Below are 18,653 nucleotides of genomic sequence, written 5' to 3'. Positions count from 1 at the left end.
GAAAAGCTTGGTATTTCCCGAGCTTTTCCATTTTTTATACATTCTCTGTGCAACAGGTATAAATACGAGGAAAATGTGAAAATATCAATAAAAAAAAGGGCTTGGATGATTTTTCACTTTACAAAGGAGCATTTTTTTTCGATAATAGTAACAATTAGTAAAGTTCATTTCCCGGACAATTAATTTTCACAAATTTATAAACTTTTTAATATAAGAGAAATAAAATAAACGGAAATAAAGAAAAATAATGCATTTAATAAGGTGATTTCATGGCTACTGAGACCGTGTTAACAGCGAATCAAGTGTTTGAGCGAACAAGTGAATATTTGAACGAACATCATGTTGCGTTAGTAAAGAAAGCCTATGAATTTGCGGAAAAAGCTCATCGAGGGCAGTATAGAAAATCTGGTGAACAATACATTTTACACCCTGTCCAAGTAGCAGGAATTTTAGCAGATTTAGAGATGGACCCATCCACAGTGGCTGCTGGTTTCCTTCATGATGTCGTTGAAGATACGAATGTTTCTATTGAAGAAATAAAACAAGAGTTTGGCAATGAAATAGCTATGCTTGTTGATGGTGTTACAAAATTAGGGAAAATCAAATATAAATCTCATGCGGAGCAGCAAGCGGAAAATCACCGGAAAATGTTTGTAGCAATGGCGAAAGATATTCGAGTCATTTTAATTAAATTGGCTGACCGTCTTCATAATATGAGAACATTAAAACACTTGCCGGAAGAAAAACAAAGACGAATTGCTAATGAAACATTAGAAATTTTTGCTCCTCTTGCCCATCGTTTAGGGATTTCAAAAATAAAATGGGAATTAGAAGATACAGCGTTAAGGTATTTAAATCCTCAACAATATTATCGAATTGTTAACTTAATGAAGAAAAAAAGAGCGGAAAGAGAACGGTATTTAGATGAAGTCATTGAAGAAATGCGGACGAGATTAAATGAAGTCTCGATTAAAGCAGAAATTACTGGTAGACCAAAACATATTTATAGTATATACCGAAAAATGGTCATGCAAAATAAACAATTTAATGAAATTTATGATCTGTTAGCGGTCCGTATTATCGTTGAAAGTATTAAAGATTGTTATGCCGTTTTAGGAATCATTCACACTTGTTGGAAACCAATGCCGGGTCGATTTAAAGATTATATTGCGATGCCAAAGCCTAACATGTATCAATCTCTTCATACAACTGTCATTGGGCCAAAAGGTGATCCACTTGAGGTGCAAATACGAACTTTTGAAATGCATCACATTGCTGAGTTCGGGATTGCAGCCCATTGGGCATATAAAGAAGGGAAAAGTCCGCAAGATCGAACGACATTGGATAAAAAGTTATCTTGGTTTAGGGAAATATTAGAATTCCAAAATGACTCGGCGAATGCTGAAGAATTTATGGAATCATTAAAAATCGATTTATTTTCCGATATGGTCTATATTTTTACGCCAAAAGGAGATGTCATTGAACTGCCGTCCGGATCAGTTCCAATTGATTTTGCCTATCGGATCCATTCCGAAATTGGAAATAAAACGATAGGAGCCAAAATTAATGGAAAAATTGTTCCTTTAGATTATAAGTTAAAAACGGGAGACATAGTAGAAATTTTAACGTCGAAACATTCTTATGGTCCAAGTAAAGACTGGTTGAAACTTGCTCAAACTTCACAAGCAAAAAATAAAATTCGCCAATTTTTCAAAAAACAACAAAGAGAAGAAAATGTTGAAAAAGGAAGAGAAATGATTGAAAAAGAAGTTCGAAATATGGAATTCGAACTTAAAGACGTCATGACTCAAGAAAATTTAAAACGAGTAGCAGAAAAGTTTAATTTTTCCAATATTGAAGATATGTATGCTGCTGTTGGATATAACGGGATTACAGCCATTCAAGTAGCAAACCGTTTAACGGAGAAATTAAGAAAACAAAGAGAGTTAGATCAAGTACCAGAGATTGTTTCTAAAGTTAATGAAATCAAACCGATTCCACATCGTAAAAGAGATGCAGGTGTACGTGTCAAAGGTATTGATAATTTACTTATCCGACTATCCAGATGTTGTAATCCGATTCCTGGTGATGATATTGTTGGATTTATTACGAAAGGAAGAGGAGTTTCTGTTCATAGGACGGATTGTCCCAATATACAGTCCGACGAGGATAAAGCACGGTTAATTGAAGTGGAATGGGAGTCTTATGCTGGAGATCGTAAAGAATATAATGTTGATATAGAAATTAGTGGCTACGATCGCCGCGGATTATTAAATGAAGTCCTTCAAGCGGTAAATGAAACGAAAACGAATATTACAGCTGTATCTGGGAAATCTGATCGAAGTAAAATGGCAACGATTACCATGTCCATTTCTATTCATAATATTAGTCATTTACAAAAAGTTGTGGATAGAATTAAGCAAATTCCAGACATTTATTCCGTTCGAAGAATTATGAATTAACTAGGGAGTTAAGGAAATGAAAGTCGTTCTACAAAGATCGAAACATGCATGTGTGAAAGTAAACAACGAAATTGTTGGAAAAATTGATTTTGGTTTTGTCCTTCTTGTCGGGGTTACACATGACGATACAGAAAAAGATGCTGAAGTTCTTGCAGATAAAATAAGTGGTTTAAGGGTTTTTGAGGACGATCAAGGAAAAATGAATGTTTCGATAAAAGATGTTAACGGTTCTATTTTATCCGTTTCTCAATTTACACTATACGGGGATTGTCGAAAAGGTAGACGTCCAAATTTCATGAATGCTGCAAAACCAGAAATTGCGAATGAACTATACGAATACTTTAATCGTTGTTTAAGAGAAAAAGGAATTCATGTTGAAACAGGCCGATTCGGTGAAATGATGAACGTTGAATTGATCAATGACGGTCCAGTTACCCTTATACTAGATAGCTCTGATTTTGTAAGAAAAACCTCCTAAAGAGAGGTTTTTATGGATCCATACTAGAGGTAAGAAAAATGAGGCACATTGAAAAATGTGTTTTTCAATGTGTGCAAAATAAGAAGATGTCCTCGATGAATGAAAGGACATCTTTTTTTCATTTATTTAAAATATGCATTCAGTCCATTTAATATTCCTAAGGCGACGGATTGATGATAAGACGATGTGGATACAGTCATTTCTTCAACTGGATTTGTAAGAAATCCTAGTTCTAATAATACAGATGGTTGCTGATTGGTTCTTAATACATGGTAGTTTCCAAATTTTACACCACGATCATAAAGACCTGTCGATTGTTTTAATGAATTTTGAATGCTTTGAGCTAAAGGTTTTTGAAATTCGTGATAATAGTAACTTGTAATACCGTGAACAGATTGATCTGAAAAACTATCATAATGGATACTAATAAAGGCATCGGCACCGTAATAATGAGAGAAACTAACGCGATCGCTTAAAGACACATACTTATCATTCGTTCTCGTTAATATAACATTCGCACCTGCTGCTTTTAATTGATTGCTTATAGCATTTGAAGTACGTAATGTTAAATCCTTTTCAATTGTACCTTTTGTGCCGATAGTTCCTCCATCTTCTCCACCATGCCCTGGATCAATAACGATTGTTTTACCTTTCAAGTTGGATGTTGTTCCTGGTTTTGTTGTACTTGGACTCGTTCCATTAACGGTTACGATCCAACCGGCTACAAATCCTTTTTGACCGTTTGGTAATGAGATTTCATACCAATCATTTTCATAGTTTAAGATTTTATATTGTTCTCCTTTGTTAGCAATGGTAATGACTGGATGATTGGTTCCAGGACCTTTCCGAATATTCGTTCCATCATAGAGTAGTGTGATGGTACCTTTATTGTTTCCTTTATTTTCTTGTTGAATAATTTCTATATACCATCCTGCAACCCATCCGTATTGATTTTTCGCGTATTCAATTTTGTACCAATTATTTTTTTCCTCCAATAGTTTATATGTACTATTCATAGTTACCGTTCCAACGACTGGTGCATTAAATGAATGACTATTTCGAACATTTAGGATAGACGCGGTAACTTTCCCATAACTTTCAACAGGCTTGTCCACATTTGTATGGCTATTAGTAGATACATAGTCTTTACTAACCCAAGCTTTCGCATTATTATAAGTAATTTGATACCAATTGTTTTGTTCAGTGTGAATGGTGACGGTTTGATTTTTCTTCAATGTTCCTATAATCATTCCTTGTAATGTAGGCTGATTACGAACATTTAACAAATCTGCTGTTACAGTCCCTGTCAATTGTGATGGAGATTTAGGATTTGAATTCTTTGATACGTTAACAAATTCACTAGATACCCAGCCGTTTTTTCCATTATATAAAACTTCAAACCATGTTCCTGATTTTTTCAAAATTTTAACACGTTCATTTTTATATAAATGTCCGACTATTCCATAATTGGTTCCAGGTCCTTTTCTGATTCGTAATCCGTCTGTTGTAACGATACCTTCATTTCCATTTGCTGATTGACTGGATAGTACATCCACGTACCAACTGGCAACCCATCCTTTTTTATTGGAGGAAAGTTTAATTTCGATCCAATCTCCTTTTTGTTGAGCGATTGTATATTTTTCACCTTTACTCACAGTTGCTACCACTGAATATGTTAAACCCGGGCCAGAGCGAACATTTAATACATCTGCATTCACCCTTATTTGATTCGTCGATGAAAAAGCAATATTTTGTGGTAAAAAGGATGCGAAAATCAATACGATGATAGTCCAAGTCAAAACCTTTGCTCTCATTTTTTGCGCTCCTTTTCATGAAAAATTTTCCATATTCTAATCGTACCATTTAAAAAGAAATTCTTCTATGATTTAATTTTTTTCAACGAATTCCTCATATTTGTTGTCATTCTCGAAGAAACCACTAATCCCAAGTAGCTTTTTCAATAACTTTTGTTTAATGAAAATTCGAATCAAGAAAATCATTTTTGTATGTTAAGCGATTTTTAAGGGAAAATAAAAATCTACATTTCCCATCAATAAGTTCTTCATGAAGAAGTTGACTTTCTTTTGGAGAAAGTACTACCCCTCCATCATGGAGAAAATTACGAATCATTTCCTCCGTCCTAGGATAAAAATATTTCATTTGGTCAAGTCCTTCGCAAAAGGACTCTAAATCGTCCGCATTATAGACACCTAAAACTATATAATTATCGTATGTTTTTTGAGCAATTCCGCTCGCTTCTGTTCTTTTATTTTACTTTCCCTAAATTTTTTTAAAAAAGTTTGAATAGCTTTCATTCGTTCCACCTCTCCTTTTGTTTGAGATTGGTATTTTAATAAAAACCAAAAATAGAGTTGAAACATTATTTATATCGATATTTTTTCTAAACATTTTATAGGTATTTCGATGTTTGGAAATATTTATATGTATTCTTGATGATTTATGAATCCCCTTTTAGAATCATGAAATTTTTTTCGATGAACAGGCAATGCTAAATAATAGAACACTGAAAGGATGGGGGTTCATGCGTTTAAACGAAAGAAAAGAAAAATCACATTTAGAGTCTACAAATATTTTTGGAATTAACTTTCATGACTTTATCGAAAAAGAGTCCTACTCCACAAATTTTGAGTTAGCATCAGAATTTGGGCTAACGATGCGAGACGTCAAAAAGTTAAAAAAACATTTAGGACGTTCCTGAAAAGACTTGACAATTGGTGTGAACGTTCGTATGATTATATAATCATACAAGAATAAATATGATCCGTTGATGGAGAAAAGTAGTTATGAAACAAGTGTACAGAGAGGAAATGCCGTGGCTGAAAGCATTTCTACATGATGACATAATGAAAGACACTCCGGAGGATTCACCCCGAAGGAAGTAGGGGATGGACGTTAGCAGGCGTTAACTGAAAAAGTGGAAGGCATGATTGTCTTCAATAAGGGTGGCACCGCGAGAGCACTCTCGTCCCTTGTCGTTTGGCAAGGGATGAGAGTTTTTTTATTGAGTTTTAATAAAGGAGGAAAGAAAATGCCTATACAAATTCCAAGAGGAACTCAAGATATATTACCAAGAGATTCTTATTTATGGCAGCACATAGAATCAACGTTAAGAAACATTTGTAAGCGATACAATTACCACGAAATTCGAACTCCGATGTTTGAACATACGGAATTATTTTTGAGAGGTGTCGGCGAAACAACCGATATTGTTCAAAAAGAAATGTATACCTTTGAGGATCGAGGTGGAAGAAGTTTAACCCTTAGACCTGAAGGAACAGCACCAGTCGTACGTTCTTTTATCGAACAAAAAATGTACGGCGATCCAAATCAACCGGTGAAATTGTATTATATGGGGCCGATGTTCCGTTATGAACGTCCTCAAGCAGGAAGATTCCGTCAATTTGTTCAGTTTGGAGTAGAAGCACTTGGCAGCGAAGATCCAGCTATTGATGCTGAAGTGATTTCTCTTGCCATGGATTTATATAAAGAATTTGGTTTAAAAGGCCTTGTATTAAAAATTAATAGCTTAGGGGATCGAGAGAGTAGAATATCTCATCGCCAAGCACTAATTAATCATTTTCAACCAAGCATTCATGAATTTTGCTTAGATTGCCAAGCGCGATTAGAAAAAAATCCTTTGCGAATTTTAGACTGTAAAAAAGATCGCGAACATCCGTTAATGAAAACAGCTCCTTCCATCTTAGACTACTTAAATGATTCATCAAAGGAATACTTTGAAAAAGTTCTTTCTTATTTGAAACGTTTAAATATCGATTATGAAGTTGACCCTACACTTGTCCGTGGGCTTGATTATTATAATCATACTGCTTTTGAAATCATGAGTAATGCAGAAGGTTTTGGTGCGATAACAACTCTCTGTGGTGGTGGAAGATACAATGGTCTTGTGGAAGAAATGGATGGGCCAAATACACCTGGTATCGGTTTTGCATTCAGTATTGAACGATTAATTGCTGCATTAAAAGCTGAAAATGTCGAATTTAACCATGATTATGTTCTAGATTTGTATTTTGTAACCATCGGCGAAGAGGCAAAAGAATATGCTGTGAATTTATTACATTCAATTAGAAAAGCCGGCTATTATGCAGATATGGACTATATGGACAGAAAAATGAAAGCTCAATTAAAAGCAGCCGATCGCTTAAAAGCGAAATATGTTGCTATATTAGGAGAAACAGAAGTGAAAGAAAATCGAGTGAACGTTAAAAACATGGAAACCGGACAACAAACGGAAATTGAACTCAATCAATTTGCTAAATATTTCCCAACCATCTATGAATAAGGAGGATAACCATGTTAGGAAGAACCTATTATTGTGGTGAGATTACAGAACAACAAATTGGGGAACGTGTCGTTTTAAAAGGATGGGTGCAAAAACGAAGAGACTTAGGAGGTCTCATCTTTATTGACTTAAGGGACCGTACTGGAATCGTTCAAATTGTCTTTAATCCTGATGTATCAAAAGAAGCTTTAGAAATTGCTGAAAATATTCGTTCAGAATATGTATTACATATCGAAGGAACGGTTGTACCTAGGGAAGAAGGAACAGTCAATCCTAAACTAAAAACAGGTACGATTGAAATAAAAACAGAAAAAGTTGTTATTTTAAACGAAGCGAAAACGCCTCCATTTGTTATCTCTAACGAAACCGACGTTTCTGAAGATGTACGTTTAAAATATCGCTACTTAGATTTAAGACGTCCAGTTATGTTTGAAACGATTAAATTACGTCATGAAACAACGAAAGCTGTTCGTCAATTTCTTGATGGAGAAGGATTTATTGATATTGAGACTCCGATTTTAACAAAAAGCACACCTGAAGGAGCTCGTGACTATTTAGTTCCAAGTCGTGTTCATCCTGGGGAATTTTATGCATTGCCGCAATCTCCACAGATATTTAAACAGTTGTTAATGGTGGCAGGATTTGATCGTTATTATCAAATTGCCCGCTGCTTCCGTGATGAAGATTTAAGAGCAGATCGTCAACCGGAATTTACACAAATTGATATTGAAACTAGCTTTTTGACGCAAGAAGATATTATTCAATTGACTGAACGAATGATGAGTTCGGTGGTAGAGAAAGTAAAGGGAATAAAAATTGAAACGCCGTTTCCACGTATGTCATACGATGAAGCAATGGCCAGATTTGGTTCAGATAAACCAGATACAAGATTTGGAATGGAATTAATTGATGTATCAGAAGTCGTTCGCCATTCTTCCTTTAAAGTATTTTCTTCTACTGTTGAAAACGGAGGTATGGTGAAAGCAATCAATGTAAAAGGTCATAGTTCTACTTATTCAAGAAAAGATATAGATGCTTTAACAGAATTTGTTGGAATTTATGGGGCAAAAGGACTTGCTTGGATGAAAGTGGAACAGGATGGACTCAAAGGTCCAATCTCAAAATTCTTCCAAGATGAAACAGGCAGTCAATTAATGAATATTTTAGAAGCAGAAACAGGAGATTTATTACTATTTGTTGCTGACAAAAAAGACGTCGTCCATGATGCGCTTGGTGCCCTTCGTTTAAAGCTTGGAAAAGAACTTGGATTGATTGATGAAAGTAAACTAAATTTCTTATGGGTAACTGATTGGCCATTGTTAGAATACGACGAAGAAACGAAACGATATTATGCTGCTCATCATCCGTTTACAATGCCAGTTAGAGAGGATATTCCATTATTAGAAACGGATCCTGATAAAGTTCGTGCACAAGCCTATGACTTAGTTTTAAATGGTTATGAATTAGGTGGAGGATCCATCCGTATATACGAAAAAGACATTCAAGAAAAAATGTTTAAAGTTTTAGGATTTACTATAGAGGAAGCTAAAGAACAATTCGGATTTTTACTTGAAGCGTTCGAATATGGAACTCCTCCACATGGCGGAATCGCATTAGGGTTGGATCGAATTGTTATGTTGTTGGCAGGTAGAAGCAATTTAAGAGATACGATTGCCTTCCCGAAAACAGCTAGTGCAAGTGATTTATTAACGGATGCACCAAGTACAGTTAGTAAATCTCAATTAGATGAGTTACATTTATTATTAAAAGCAGAAAAAGAACTGTAATCATTTTCCACTGATATCATATTGAAACTTTGATTTTTTATATGATAAAATACAAATAATCATTACGCAAAGTCCTGATGTGCTCGTGGTTGATCCAAGTTTTGACCGAACAATCACAACGAAGGGAGTCTCGCGTTTCGATATGGAGTAAATGCCCTCCTACGAAGAGAGGGACTTACGGAAGTATTGAACAGGACACCCACCTGCCGAGAGCGGGTTCAAAACGTTGGTTTGTAAAGCTACGGCACTATTGGGACTTTTCGAATTATTAGTACTTCCCCAAAATAATGGGGATTTTTTTATGGTTTTTTATTGATTTTCGTTCTCGATTTGGTATATTTTTTTCTTGTTAAACTACAAATTGGAGTGATATGATGCTTCATCAATTTTCTAGAAATGAATTAGCGATTGGAAAAGAAGGATTAGAACTTTTGAAAAATAGCTCTGTAGCAATTTTAGGTGTAGGTGGAGTCGGATCATTTGCAGTAGAGGCTCTTGCAAGATCTGGTGTCGGTCGATTAATTCTTGTAGATAAAGATGATGTTGATATAACGAATATTAATCGTCAAATTCACGCCTTGTTATCTACCATCGGTCAACCAAAAGTGGATTTAATGAAAGAAAGAATTAAAGACATAAATCCAGAATGTGAAGTCATTGCTTTAAAAATGTTTTACACAGAAGATACGTATGAAGAATTTTTTAGTTATCAGCCTGATTTTGTTATAGATGCTTCTGATACGATTTCTTATAAAATTCATTTAATGAAAGAATGTTTAAAACGTAATATTCCAATAATTTCAAGCATGGGTGCTGCGAATAAAATGGACCCTACTCGATTTAAAATTGCTGATATTTCTAAAACACATACAGATCCTATCGCAAAAGTAATTCGCACAAGATTAAAAAAAGAAGGAATAAAAAAAGGAATCCCTGTTGTTTTCTCCGACGAAAGTCCAATTGTCATCCGCGAAGATGTACGACAACGAGTCGGTAATGATCAATCCGAAATTAGAAAAGCTAAAATGCCGCCATCTTCGAATGCGTTTGTCCCTTCCGTAGCAGGTCTTATCATGGCGGGTTATGTTGTATCACAATTATTGAAAGATGTTAAAATTCATCGTGTAAAAGAATAAAAATCCGGCTTTGGCCGGATTTTTGTTTTTATATTGTATCATTGATATTTGTAAATAAAAAAATTTGCAACTCAAATTGATGATCGAGCATTAGTTTTTGAAATAATAAAAGGATTGAAAGCGGCTATCCAATTCGTTTACCGATGAATTTGCAACTTTTAAAGTATCATTTGCAACTGAAAGAATAAAATTTGCAACATTGTAACCTCTCAAAATCAAATTTGTAACTTTCATAAATTTACTTGTAAGTGAGGAAATTTTATTTGAAACGATCGAAAACAAATTTGTAAGAGCAATTAAAATTTGCAACAATAAGAACATTTTTTGCAACTTTGCAAAAGAAACAACCGGATTCGTCCGGTTGTTTATATCGTTATTTTCTGTCCGTCTGATGAAGGATTTTTTCATATACTTGTGCTAATAACGCTTCATATTTTCCTGTTTTTTTCGGTTTGTAATAGACGCGGTGTTTAATCGTATCCGGCAAATATTGTTGATAAACCCATCCGTGCTCATAATCATGTGGATATTTATAATCAATGCCTCGTCCTAATTCTTTTGCCCCTTTATAGTGTGCATCTTTTAAATGAGCTGGAACTTCCCCGCTTTTTCCTTCACGAATATCCTGTATTGCTGCATCAATGGCCATAATCGCAGAATTCGATTTTGGTGATAAACAAAGTTCAATCACAGCATTGGCTAACGGAATTCGCGCTTCAGGAAAACCAATCCTTTCCGCTGCTTCAATCGCAGCTAACGTTCTAGGTGCAGCTTGAGGATTGGCTAAACCAACATCTTCATATGCAATCACTAATAGACGTCTACTAATACTAGGCAAATCACCAGCTTCTATTAATCTTCCTAAATAATGAAGCGCTGCATTGACGTCGCTACCTCGAATCGATTTTTGAAAAGCTGAAAGGACATCATAATGACCGTCCCCATCTTTATCGTGATAAAAGCTTTTCTTCTGCATACATTCTTCAGCAATGGCTAGATCGACAATAATCTCTCCATTTTCGTTTTTCGGAGTTGATAATACTGCAAGTTCCATTGAATTTAGAGCACTTCTCACATCCCCATTGGAAGCAGCGGCAAAGTGGTGGAGTGCTTCTTTTGTCATTTGTACGTTGTATGTGCCTAATCCTCTTTCTTTATCAAGTAATGCTCTAACAAGAGCTTGTTCAATTTCTTCCCTTGTTAACGGTTTTAATTCGAAGATTTGACATCGACTTCGGATCGCTGGATTAATCACGTGATAAGGATTTCCCGTAGTAGCACCGATTAGAACAACTAACCCGTTTTCTAAGTGAGGAAGTAGAAAATCTTGTTTCGCTTTATCTAATCGATGAACTTCGTCTAGTAATAAAATAATTTTTCCTGACATTTTCGCTTCTTCAACGACGATTTCTATATCTTTTTTATTATTTGTTACAGCATTTAAATGTCTGAATTTATATTTCGTACTTCCGGCGATGGCACTGGCAATCGAAGTTTTGCCGATTCCAGGAGGACCGTATAAAATCATAGAGGACAACTGCTTAGCTTTTACCATTCTGTATATAATTTTTCCTTCTCCGACTAAATGTTGTTGACCGATAATTTCTTCGATTGATCTTGGTCTCATTCGAAATGCTAAAGGTGCTTGATTCATAGTGATTCTCCCTATTATCTTTCGTATTTATCATAAGCATACAATTTTTTATATAAAAAGAAAATGAAAGTGAAGAGAAGTATGGTATAATTTTATAGTTATTGAATCAATTTATTTTCCAAAAAAATTCTTTATTTGATATAGTATGTTACATAAAGATTATACAACAAAGAAAGAAGATGAATTCATGGGAGAGCGGGTTCAAGGACATACTTTGTTTCGCCTATCGGTATTTATGGTAGGATTAATTATTATGTCTTTCGGAATTGTGCTATTAATTGTTTCAGATATAGGTGCGGCTCCATGGGATGTCCTTCATGTAGGATTAAATATTCGATTTGGACTGACAGTTGGAATGTGGAGTATTATTGTAGGCATAATTATTTTAACAATTTCAGCACTCCTTTCAAAAAAGGTCCCGCAATACGGGGCTTTTCTCAATATGACACTTGTTGGTGTATTTATTGATTTATTTATGAAACTTCCGTTTATACAAACACCATCCCATATCATTAGCCAATATATTATGGGGATTATTGGAATAATTGTGATTGGTATCGGGATGGGGATATACATTTCTGCGCAATTAGGCGCTGGTCCAAGAGATAGTTTAATGATAGCATTGACTTCCATTACTGGGTGGAAAATTCAATACGTTCGTTTGACAATGGAAATAGTCGTTGTTATTGTCGGTGGACTCCTTGGAGGTCCAATACATCTAGGAACGATATTATTTGGAGTATTAATAGGACCCATTGGCGGTGTTACCATTCCGTATTTTCAAAACCTTGTCCATTCTTTTATTGCGAAATTGGATTCAAAAAATAATAAATATTTGAAAACAAGTAGTTTCCAATAGAGGTGAGAACAGTGAAAATTTCAACAAAAGGTCGGTATGGACTAACCATTATGATTGAACTGGCTAAAAATTACGGTGAGGGGCCATTATCTGTTAAATCCATTGCTCAAATGCATGATTTATCGGAACATTATTTAGAACAAATCGTTTCTCCTTTAAGAAATGCCGGGCTTGTAAAAAGTATTCGAGGAGCATATGGTGGATATATGCTAGCGAACGAACCTTCTAAAATTACGGCTGGAGATGTTATTCGAGTGTTGGAAGGACCAATTACACCTGTCGAAGGAATGGAAGAAGAAGAACCGGCTAAAAGAGAACTTTGGATTCGGATTCGTGATGCAATTAAAGAAGTGTTGGACACGACTACGTTAGAAGATTTGGCAAGTCATGCAAATGATGATCATGAAGGATATATGTTTTATATTTAATACTATTTGAAAGGATATAATGTAGAAGCATGTAGAAAGCTGGTGATTAGAATGGAAAATATTTATTGTGACCATGCCGCTACGTCACCTGTACATCCTGATGTAATAAAGGCTATGCAAACCGCCCTAAATGAGACGTTCGGAAATCCATCAAGCATCCATTCATACGGGAGACGTGCTAGACATTTAGTAGATGAAGCGAGACAAATGGCTGCACGTAGTATCGGTGCGGATTTTAATGAAATTATTTTTACTAGCGGTGGGACAGAAGCAGACAACTTGGCTATCATTGGGGTTGCTCTTGCTAATCGTGATAAAGGAAAACATATTATTACTACGCAAATTGAACATCATGCTGTGTTAAATACGTGTGAATTTCTCGAAAAAGAAGGCTTTGACATTACCTACTTGCCTGTTGATGAAATGGGAAGAATTTCATTATCTTCTTTAGAGTCAGCGTTAAGAGATGATACCATTCTTGTAAGTATTATGTTTGGAAATAATGAAGTTGGAACCATTCAACCAATAAAAGAAATTGGTGAATTGCTATCGAATCACCGTGCCTATTTCCATACGGATGCTGTACAGGCTTACGGTTTAGTCAATATTAATGTAAAAGAAATGAACATAGACTTATTGTCCGTTTCTGCTCATAAAATTAATGGCCCAAAAGGAATTGGATTTTTATATGTGAAAAATGGAACAAAACTAAGTCCATTAATGCATGGAGGAGAGCAAGAGCGAAAAAGAAGAGCTGGTACAGAAAATGCGTATGCAATCGCAGGATTCCATAAAGCGATTGAAATTTCGATGGCAAATATGAATGAAAAAGTAGCTTATTATCAACAACTGAAACAACGATTTGTATCAGAATTAAGCAATCAAGGAATTGAATTTTATATAAATGGTTCAAAGGAACATTCTCTACCCCACATTATTAATATAAGTTTTCCGGGTACGGACGTTGAAGCAATGCTCGTCAATTTAGATTTAGCAGGTATTGCAGCTTCTAGCGGCTCTGCTTGTACAGCTGGATCTGTAGAACCGAGTCATGTGTTAAAAGCGATGTTTGGTTCTAATTCTGATCGAATTTATAATTCAATTCGGTTTAGTTTCGGGTATGGAAATACAATAGAACAAATAGAAGAAGCAGCAAAACAAACGGCGAATATCGTCCAGCGACTGTTAAACAAATAGGAGGTGAAACAATTGAAAAAAGATCCAAAAGACATTCGTGTTGTAGTTGGTATGTCAGGAGGAGTGGATTCCTCAGTTGCAGCCCTTTTATTAAAAGAACAAGGGTACGATGTAATTGGAATATTCATGAAAAACTGGGATGATACGGATGAAAACGGAGTATGTACCGCAACAGAAGATTTTAATGACGTTATAAGAGTATGTAATCAAATAGGAATTCCTTATTATGCGGTAAATTTTGAAAAAGAATATTGGGATAAAGTGTTCACTTACTTTTTAGATGAGTATAAAGCAGGAAGAACACCAAATCCAGATGTTATGTGTAATAAAGAAATTAAATTTAAAGCGTTTTTAGAACATGCGTTGAAACTTGGAGCAGATTATTTAGCAACTGGTCATTATGCACAAGTGAAAGAAATAGATGGGGAAGTAAAACTTTTAAGAGGAAAAGATGAAAATAAAGACCAAACATATTTTCTAAATCAACTTTCTCAAGATCAAATAAAAAGAGTGATGTTTCCGATTGGCCATTTAGAAAAATCTAAGGTTCGAGAAATCGCGAAAGAAGCTGGACTAGCCACTGCAGGTAAAAAAGATAGTACGGGCATTTGTTTTATTGGAGAAAGAAATTTTAAAGAATTTTTAAGTCAATATTTACCTGCACAACCTGGAAATATGGAAACATTGGATGGAGAAGTCAAAGGTAGACATGACGGTTTAATGTATTATACGATTGGCCAAAGACACGGTCTTGGAATCGGTGGTTCTGGGGACCCTTGGTTTGTTATCGGAAAAGATCTTAAAAGAAATGTACTTTACGTTGGTCAAGGTTTTGACAATGAATATTTATATTCCGATGAAATTATTGCAACGAATATTAATTGGGTTTCTGATCGTGAGAAAGCCCAATCTTTTACTTGCACTGCTAAATTCCGTTATCGTCAACCAGACCATGGGGTTACGGTTCATTTAATGGAAGATAATCAAGTGCGTGTCGTGTTTGATCAGCCGATACGAGCGGTTACACCTGGCCAAGCCGTTGTATTTTATCAAGGTGAAGAATGTTTAGGCGGTGGCACAATCGATCAAATATTTAAAAATGGTGAAAGGCTAACCTATGTAGGATAAACTTTAGAGCTTCCGGAATTTTCGGAAGTTCTTTTTTCTTAATAAGGTTTATTATTCTTACCGGTTTATCCAAAAAAAGAACTCGTTTATAATATATTTGTTGAAAAGAAAAAGAAGGATGAAGAATATGGACAAAAATGAATTAAGTTTAAAATATATGAAAGAGAAAAATTATGAAATGGCAGCAAAAATATTAACAGAGGCTATTGATGAAAATAAACATGATCCAGTACCTTATGTGAATTTTGGGAATTTATTATTCCTATTATCTGAATATGACCGTGCGATTAATTTTTATGAAAGAGCCATTGAATTAGATGATCAAACAGCATCAGCTTTTTATGGAAAAGGAAATGTTCTATATCAAAAAGGACGTTTTCTCGAAGCAAAAGATGATTTCGAACGAGCTCTTCGCCTAGGATTAAAAGACAGCGATACACATTTCATGTTAGGAATGTGTCTCATTCAATTAGACCAACCTCGCCTGGCGCTACCATATTTACAAAGAGCTGTAGAGCTAAAAGAGGACGATGTAGAAGCTTTATTTCAATATGGACTATGTTTAGCACAACTTGAATATTACGAGGATGCAGCAAAATTTTTTCAAAAAGTGATTCAATTAAATTCAAAACACGCGGATGCCTATTACAATCTAGGAGTTGTTTATTACCAATTTTACAATGACGACGAAAAGGCTTTACATTATTTTGAACAAGCCTTATCTATCCAAGAAGATCATCTGTTAGCAGGATACGGTAAAAAAATGATCGAAAAAATGAAAAAGGATAATTAAATTTCGTAAAAGTAAGGGGGGAGAAAAATTGGAAACGGAAAAATATTTGAAAGGCCCTCTCATTACGACTATTTTTCATAATGAAAAAAATTTATATTCGGTCATTAAAATCAAGGTTGAGGAAACGAACGAGGAATTTAATGAAAAAGAGGCCGTTATAACAGGTTATTTCCCCCGAATGGTTGAAGAAGAAACGTATAAATTTTTTGGACAATTTAAAGAACATCCGCGTTTTGGATTACAATATCATGCCACCCATTATAAAAAAGAGATTCCTTCAACAGAACAAGGGGTCATTGCCTATTTATCAAGTGATTTATTTAAAGGAATCGGAAAGAAAACGGCGCAAGCGATTGTCAATACGTTAGGAACGAATGCTATTGCAAAAATATTAGAAAATCCATCTGTTTTAGACGATGTACCGAATTTGTCTAAAGAGAAAGCAAGGTTAATCTATGATCAACTATCTGTCCATCAAGGTTTGGAGAAAATATTAATAACACTGAATCAATTAGGGTTTGGTCCACAATTATCGATGAAAATTTATCAAACCTACCTTGAAGATACCCTTACGATTATTCAGGATAATCCTTACCAATTAATTGAGGATATAGAAGGGATCGGTTTTGCAAAAGCAGATGAATTAGGAAGAAAAATTGGTAAGTCCGGTAATCATCCAGACCGAATAAAAGCGGGATGTTTATATACGTTAGAAAATGAGTCATTGCAAAATGGCCATGTTTATTTAAAACATGATCAATTAGTGGAAAAAACGAAAGAGTTGTTAGAAAGTTCAGAGCCAACGGAAATTTTTATTGAAGATATTGAATATCAATTAACAGCGTTAGAGGAAGAAGGGAAACTCATCTTTGAAGATGATAGAATTTATTTACCTTCTCTCTTTTATTCAGAAATTGGCCTTGTTTCCAATATCAAAAAAATCATGTCGCAAACGGAATATGAACAACAATTTCCAGAGTCTGAATTTTTGCTAGCTTTAGGAAAATTAGAAGAACGACTATCTATCCAATATGCCCCTAGTCAAAAAGAAGCGATACAAAAAGCGCTGATGAATCCAATGTTAATTTTAACAGGAGGGCCTGGAACAGGGAAAACAACTGTTATCAAAGGGATTGTCGAATTATACGGAGAACTACATGGAACTTCTATTGATGTCAATGATTATAAAAAGGATGAGCCATTCCCTATATTGTTAGTTGCTCCAACAGGACGTGCGGCGAAACGAATGAATGAATCCACAGGTCTTCCTGCTGTTACGATTCATCGACTTTTAGGATGGAATGGTGCAGAAGGATTTCAATATGATGAAGAAAGCCCAATTGAAGGGAAATTATTAATCATTGATGAATCTTCGATGGTGGATATTTGGTTAGCTAATCAGCTATTTAAAGCATTACCTGCAAACATTCAAGTGATTATTGTCGGTGACGAAGATCAATTACCTTCGGTTGGACCTGGCCAAGTGTTAAAAGATTTAATTGATTCAAATGTCATTCCAACCGTCAAATTAACGGATATTTATCGACAAGAAAGCGGCTCATCGATTATCGATCTAGCTCACCACATAAAGAACGGGAAAGTGCCATCAACATTAACCGTTCAACAAAAAGACCGATCGTTTATTCCTTGTCAATCCAATCAAATTAAAGAAGTAATTAAGCAAATCGTTCAATTGGCCATCAAAAAAGGATATCGAGGAAAAGATATTCAAGTGCTGGCCCCAATGTATCGTGGTACGGCTGGCATCGATAAATTAAATGAAATGTTGCAAGAAGTTTTAAATCCAAATCCTGAAGGAAATAAACGCGAATTAAAGTTTGGAGATATAACATATCGAATTGGAGATAAAGTCTTACAACTGGTAAATTTACCGGAAAAAAATGTGTTTAACGGGGATATGGGTGAAGTCGTTTCGATTTTTTATGCAAAAGAAAACGAAGAAAAGCAAGATCAAGTCATCGTTTCATTTGACGGGAATGAAGTCACCTATACAAGACAAGATTTAAACCAAATGACATTAGCGTATTGCTGTTCGATTCATAAATCACAAGGTAGTGAATTCCCGATAGTAATCCTCCCTGTTTTTAAAAGCTACTACCGTATGTTAAGGAGAAATTTAATTTATACAGCCGTTACAAGAAGCAAACAATTTTTAATTATTTGTGGGGAAGCTGAGGCTTTTCATATGGCTGTCTCTCGCATAGATGATACGAAAAGACAGACGACTTTGAAAGAGCGTCTAAAGCTGGCACTCACCGACGAAATCATTATAAAGGAAAGAGGAAATTCTTATTATGATCAACTGATGCAAACAGACCCGATGATTGGTATGGAAAACGTTACCCCTTATGATTTCCTAAGTTAAGACTCAAACTAAAAATGTTCGGAA

The 18,653-nt window shown here is 35.0% G+C and carries 15 protein-coding genes, 1 other RNA gene and 1 other annotated feature; of the genes, 13 read left to right on the top strand and 3 right to left on the bottom strand.

Annotated features, from left to right (window positions below; genetic code table 11):
* Positions 1–269 precede the first annotated feature (269 nt).
* Positions 270–2,462, top strand: a complete 2,193-nt coding sequence (locus AC3ASS_RS03460) for a RelA/SpoT family protein (protein WP_488282119.1) — start codon at positions 270–272, stop codon at positions 2,460–2,462.
* Positions 2,463–2,478: 16 nt separating this feature from the next.
* On the top strand, positions 2,479–2,940 hold the full coding sequence (gene dtd, locus AC3ASS_RS03455; protein WP_488282118.1) for a D-aminoacyl-tRNA deacylase: 462 nt from the start codon (positions 2,479–2,481) through the stop codon (positions 2,938–2,940).
* 122 nt (positions 2,941–3,062) lie between these two features.
* Here the strand turns inward: dtd and AC3ASS_RS03450 are convergent, their stop codons facing one another.
* Both AC3ASS_RS03450 and AC3ASS_RS03445 read right to left on the bottom strand, forming a co-directional pair.
* Positions 3,063–4,754 (bottom strand): N-acetylmuramoyl-L-alanine amidase family protein, encoded by a 1,692-nt coding sequence (locus tag AC3ASS_RS03450; RefSeq protein ID WP_488282117.1) that lies wholly within the window; start codon positions 4,752–4,754, stop codon positions 3,063–3,065.
* A 157-nt stretch (positions 4,755–4,911) separates the two neighbouring features.
* Positions 4,912–5,070 carry a hypothetical protein gene (locus AC3ASS_RS03445; protein WP_488282116.1) on the bottom strand — a complete coding sequence of 53 codons (159 nt, stop codon included), beginning with the start codon at positions 5,068–5,070 and terminating at the stop codon, positions 4,912–4,914.
* A gap of 412 nt (positions 5,071–5,482) precedes the next feature.
* On the opposite strand from AC3ASS_RS03445, the gene AC3ASS_RS03440 reads away from it, so the two are divergent.
* From AC3ASS_RS03440 to AC3ASS_RS03420, 5 genes are all read left to right on the top strand, one after another.
* Positions 5,483–5,659 carry a hypothetical protein gene (locus AC3ASS_RS03440; protein ID WP_488282115.1) on the top strand — a complete coding sequence of 59 codons (177 nt, stop codon included), beginning with the start codon at positions 5,483–5,485 and terminating at the stop codon, positions 5,657–5,659.
* 57 nt (positions 5,660–5,716) lie between these two features.
* Positions 5,717–5,934, top strand: a binding site (T-box leader).
* A 55-nt stretch (positions 5,935–5,989) separates the two neighbouring features.
* Positions 5,990–7,261 (top strand): histidine--tRNA ligase, encoded by a 1,272-nt coding sequence (gene hisS, locus AC3ASS_RS03435; protein WP_488282114.1) that lies wholly within the window; start codon positions 5,990–5,992, stop codon positions 7,259–7,261.
* Positions 7,262–7,272: 11 nt separating this feature from the next.
* Positions 7,273–9,048 (top strand): aspartate--tRNA ligase, encoded by a 1,776-nt coding sequence (aspS, locus tag AC3ASS_RS03430; RefSeq protein ID WP_488282113.1) that lies wholly within the window; start codon positions 7,273–7,275, stop codon positions 9,046–9,048.
* A gap of 68 nt (positions 9,049–9,116) precedes the next feature.
* Positions 9,117–9,309: non-coding RNA, 6S RNA (gene ssrS / locus AC3ASS_RS03425), on the top strand.
* A gap of 113 nt (positions 9,310–9,422) precedes the next feature.
* Positions 9,423–10,184, top strand: coding sequence for a tRNA threonylcarbamoyladenosine dehydratase (locus AC3ASS_RS03420; RefSeq protein WP_488282112.1), 762 nt, complete (start codon positions 9,423–9,425; stop codon positions 10,182–10,184).
* Positions 10,185–10,557: 373 nt separating this feature from the next.
* On the opposite strand, the gene AC3ASS_RS03415 is transcribed toward AC3ASS_RS03420, so the two are convergent.
* Positions 10,558–11,838: a replication-associated recombination protein A gene (locus AC3ASS_RS03415; protein WP_488282111.1), complete on the bottom strand. Its 1,281-nt coding sequence runs from the start codon at positions 11,836–11,838 to the stop codon at positions 10,558–10,560.
* A gap of 187 nt (positions 11,839–12,025) precedes the next feature.
* Between AC3ASS_RS03415 and AC3ASS_RS03410 the strand changes: the two genes are divergently transcribed.
* From AC3ASS_RS03410 to recD2, 6 genes are all read left to right on the top strand, one after another.
* Complete coding sequence (locus tag AC3ASS_RS03410; RefSeq protein WP_488282110.1) at positions 12,026–12,697, top strand: YczE/YyaS/YitT family protein; 672 nt, start codon at positions 12,026–12,028, stop codon at positions 12,695–12,697.
* An 11-nt stretch (positions 12,698–12,708) separates the two neighbouring features.
* Positions 12,709–13,125, top strand: a complete 417-nt coding sequence (cymR, locus tag AC3ASS_RS03405) for a cysteine metabolism transcriptional regulator CymR (protein ID WP_488282109.1) — start codon at positions 12,709–12,711, stop codon at positions 13,123–13,125.
* Positions 13,126–13,176: 51 nt separating this feature from the next.
* Entirely contained in the window at positions 13,177–14,322 is a 1,146-nt protein-coding gene (locus AC3ASS_RS03400) for a cysteine desulfurase family protein (RefSeq protein ID WP_488282108.1), read from the top strand.
* Between the two features lie 12 nt (positions 14,323–14,334).
* Complete coding sequence (mnmA, locus tag AC3ASS_RS03395; protein WP_488282107.1) at positions 14,335–15,450, top strand: tRNA 2-thiouridine(34) synthase MnmA; 1,116 nt, start codon at positions 14,335–14,337, stop codon at positions 15,448–15,450.
* A 127-nt stretch (positions 15,451–15,577) separates the two neighbouring features.
* Positions 15,578–16,243: a tetratricopeptide repeat protein gene (locus tag AC3ASS_RS03390; RefSeq protein WP_488282106.1), complete on the top strand. Its 666-nt coding sequence runs from the start codon at positions 15,578–15,580 to the stop codon at positions 16,241–16,243.
* Positions 16,244–16,271: 28 nt separating this feature from the next.
* Positions 16,272–18,629 carry an SF1B family DNA helicase RecD2 gene (gene recD2 / locus AC3ASS_RS03385; protein WP_488282105.1) on the top strand — a complete coding sequence of 786 codons (2,358 nt, stop codon included), beginning with the start codon at positions 16,272–16,274 and terminating at the stop codon, positions 18,627–18,629.
* Positions 18,630–18,653 lie beyond the last annotated feature (24 nt).

Source organism: Bacillus sp. JST-5, assembly GCF_057747715.1.
The sequence above is the reverse complement of the archived record's forward strand: the minus strand, read 5'-3'. Positions and strand labels throughout refer to the sequence as shown.

Bases quoted from the DNA above. Each gene is read 5' to 3' on its own strand.
- AC3ASS_RS03445 (WP_488282116.1), bottom strand. From the start codon at position 5,070: ATGATTCGTAATTTTCTCCATGATGGAGGGGTAGTACTTTCTCCAAAA.
- AC3ASS_RS03400 (WP_488282108.1), top strand. From the start codon at position 13,177: ATGGAAAATATTTATTGTGACCATGCCGCTACGTCACCTGTACATCCT.
- AC3ASS_RS03420 (WP_488282112.1), top strand. From the start codon at position 9,423: ATGCTTCATCAATTTTCTAGAAATGAATTAGCGATTGGAAAAGAAGGA.
- AC3ASS_RS03440 (WP_488282115.1), top strand. From the start codon at position 5,483: ATGCGTTTAAACGAAAGAAAAGAAAAATCACATTTAGAGTCTACAAAT.
- hisS (WP_488282114.1), top strand. From the start codon at position 5,990: ATGCCTATACAAATTCCAAGAGGAACTCAAGATATATTACCAAGAGAT.
- AC3ASS_RS03415 (WP_488282111.1), bottom strand. From the start codon at position 11,838: ATGAATCAAGCACCTTTAGCATTTCGAATGAGACCAAGATCAATCGAA.
- dtd (WP_488282118.1), top strand. From the start codon at position 2,479: ATGAAAGTCGTTCTACAAAGATCGAAACATGCATGTGTGAAAGTAAAC.
- AC3ASS_RS03390 (WP_488282106.1), top strand. From the start codon at position 15,578: ATGGACAAAAATGAATTAAGTTTAAAATATATGAAAGAGAAAAATTAT.
- AC3ASS_RS03410 (WP_488282110.1), top strand. From the start codon at position 12,026: ATGGGAGAGCGGGTTCAAGGACATACTTTGTTTCGCCTATCGGTATTT.
- AC3ASS_RS03450 (WP_488282117.1), bottom strand. From the start codon at position 4,754: ATGAGAGCAAAGGTTTTGACTTGGACTATCATCGTATTGATTTTCGCA.
- AC3ASS_RS03460 (WP_488282119.1), top strand. From the start codon at position 270: ATGGCTACTGAGACCGTGTTAACAGCGAATCAAGTGTTTGAGCGAACA.
- aspS (WP_488282113.1), top strand. From the start codon at position 7,273: ATGTTAGGAAGAACCTATTATTGTGGTGAGATTACAGAACAACAAATT.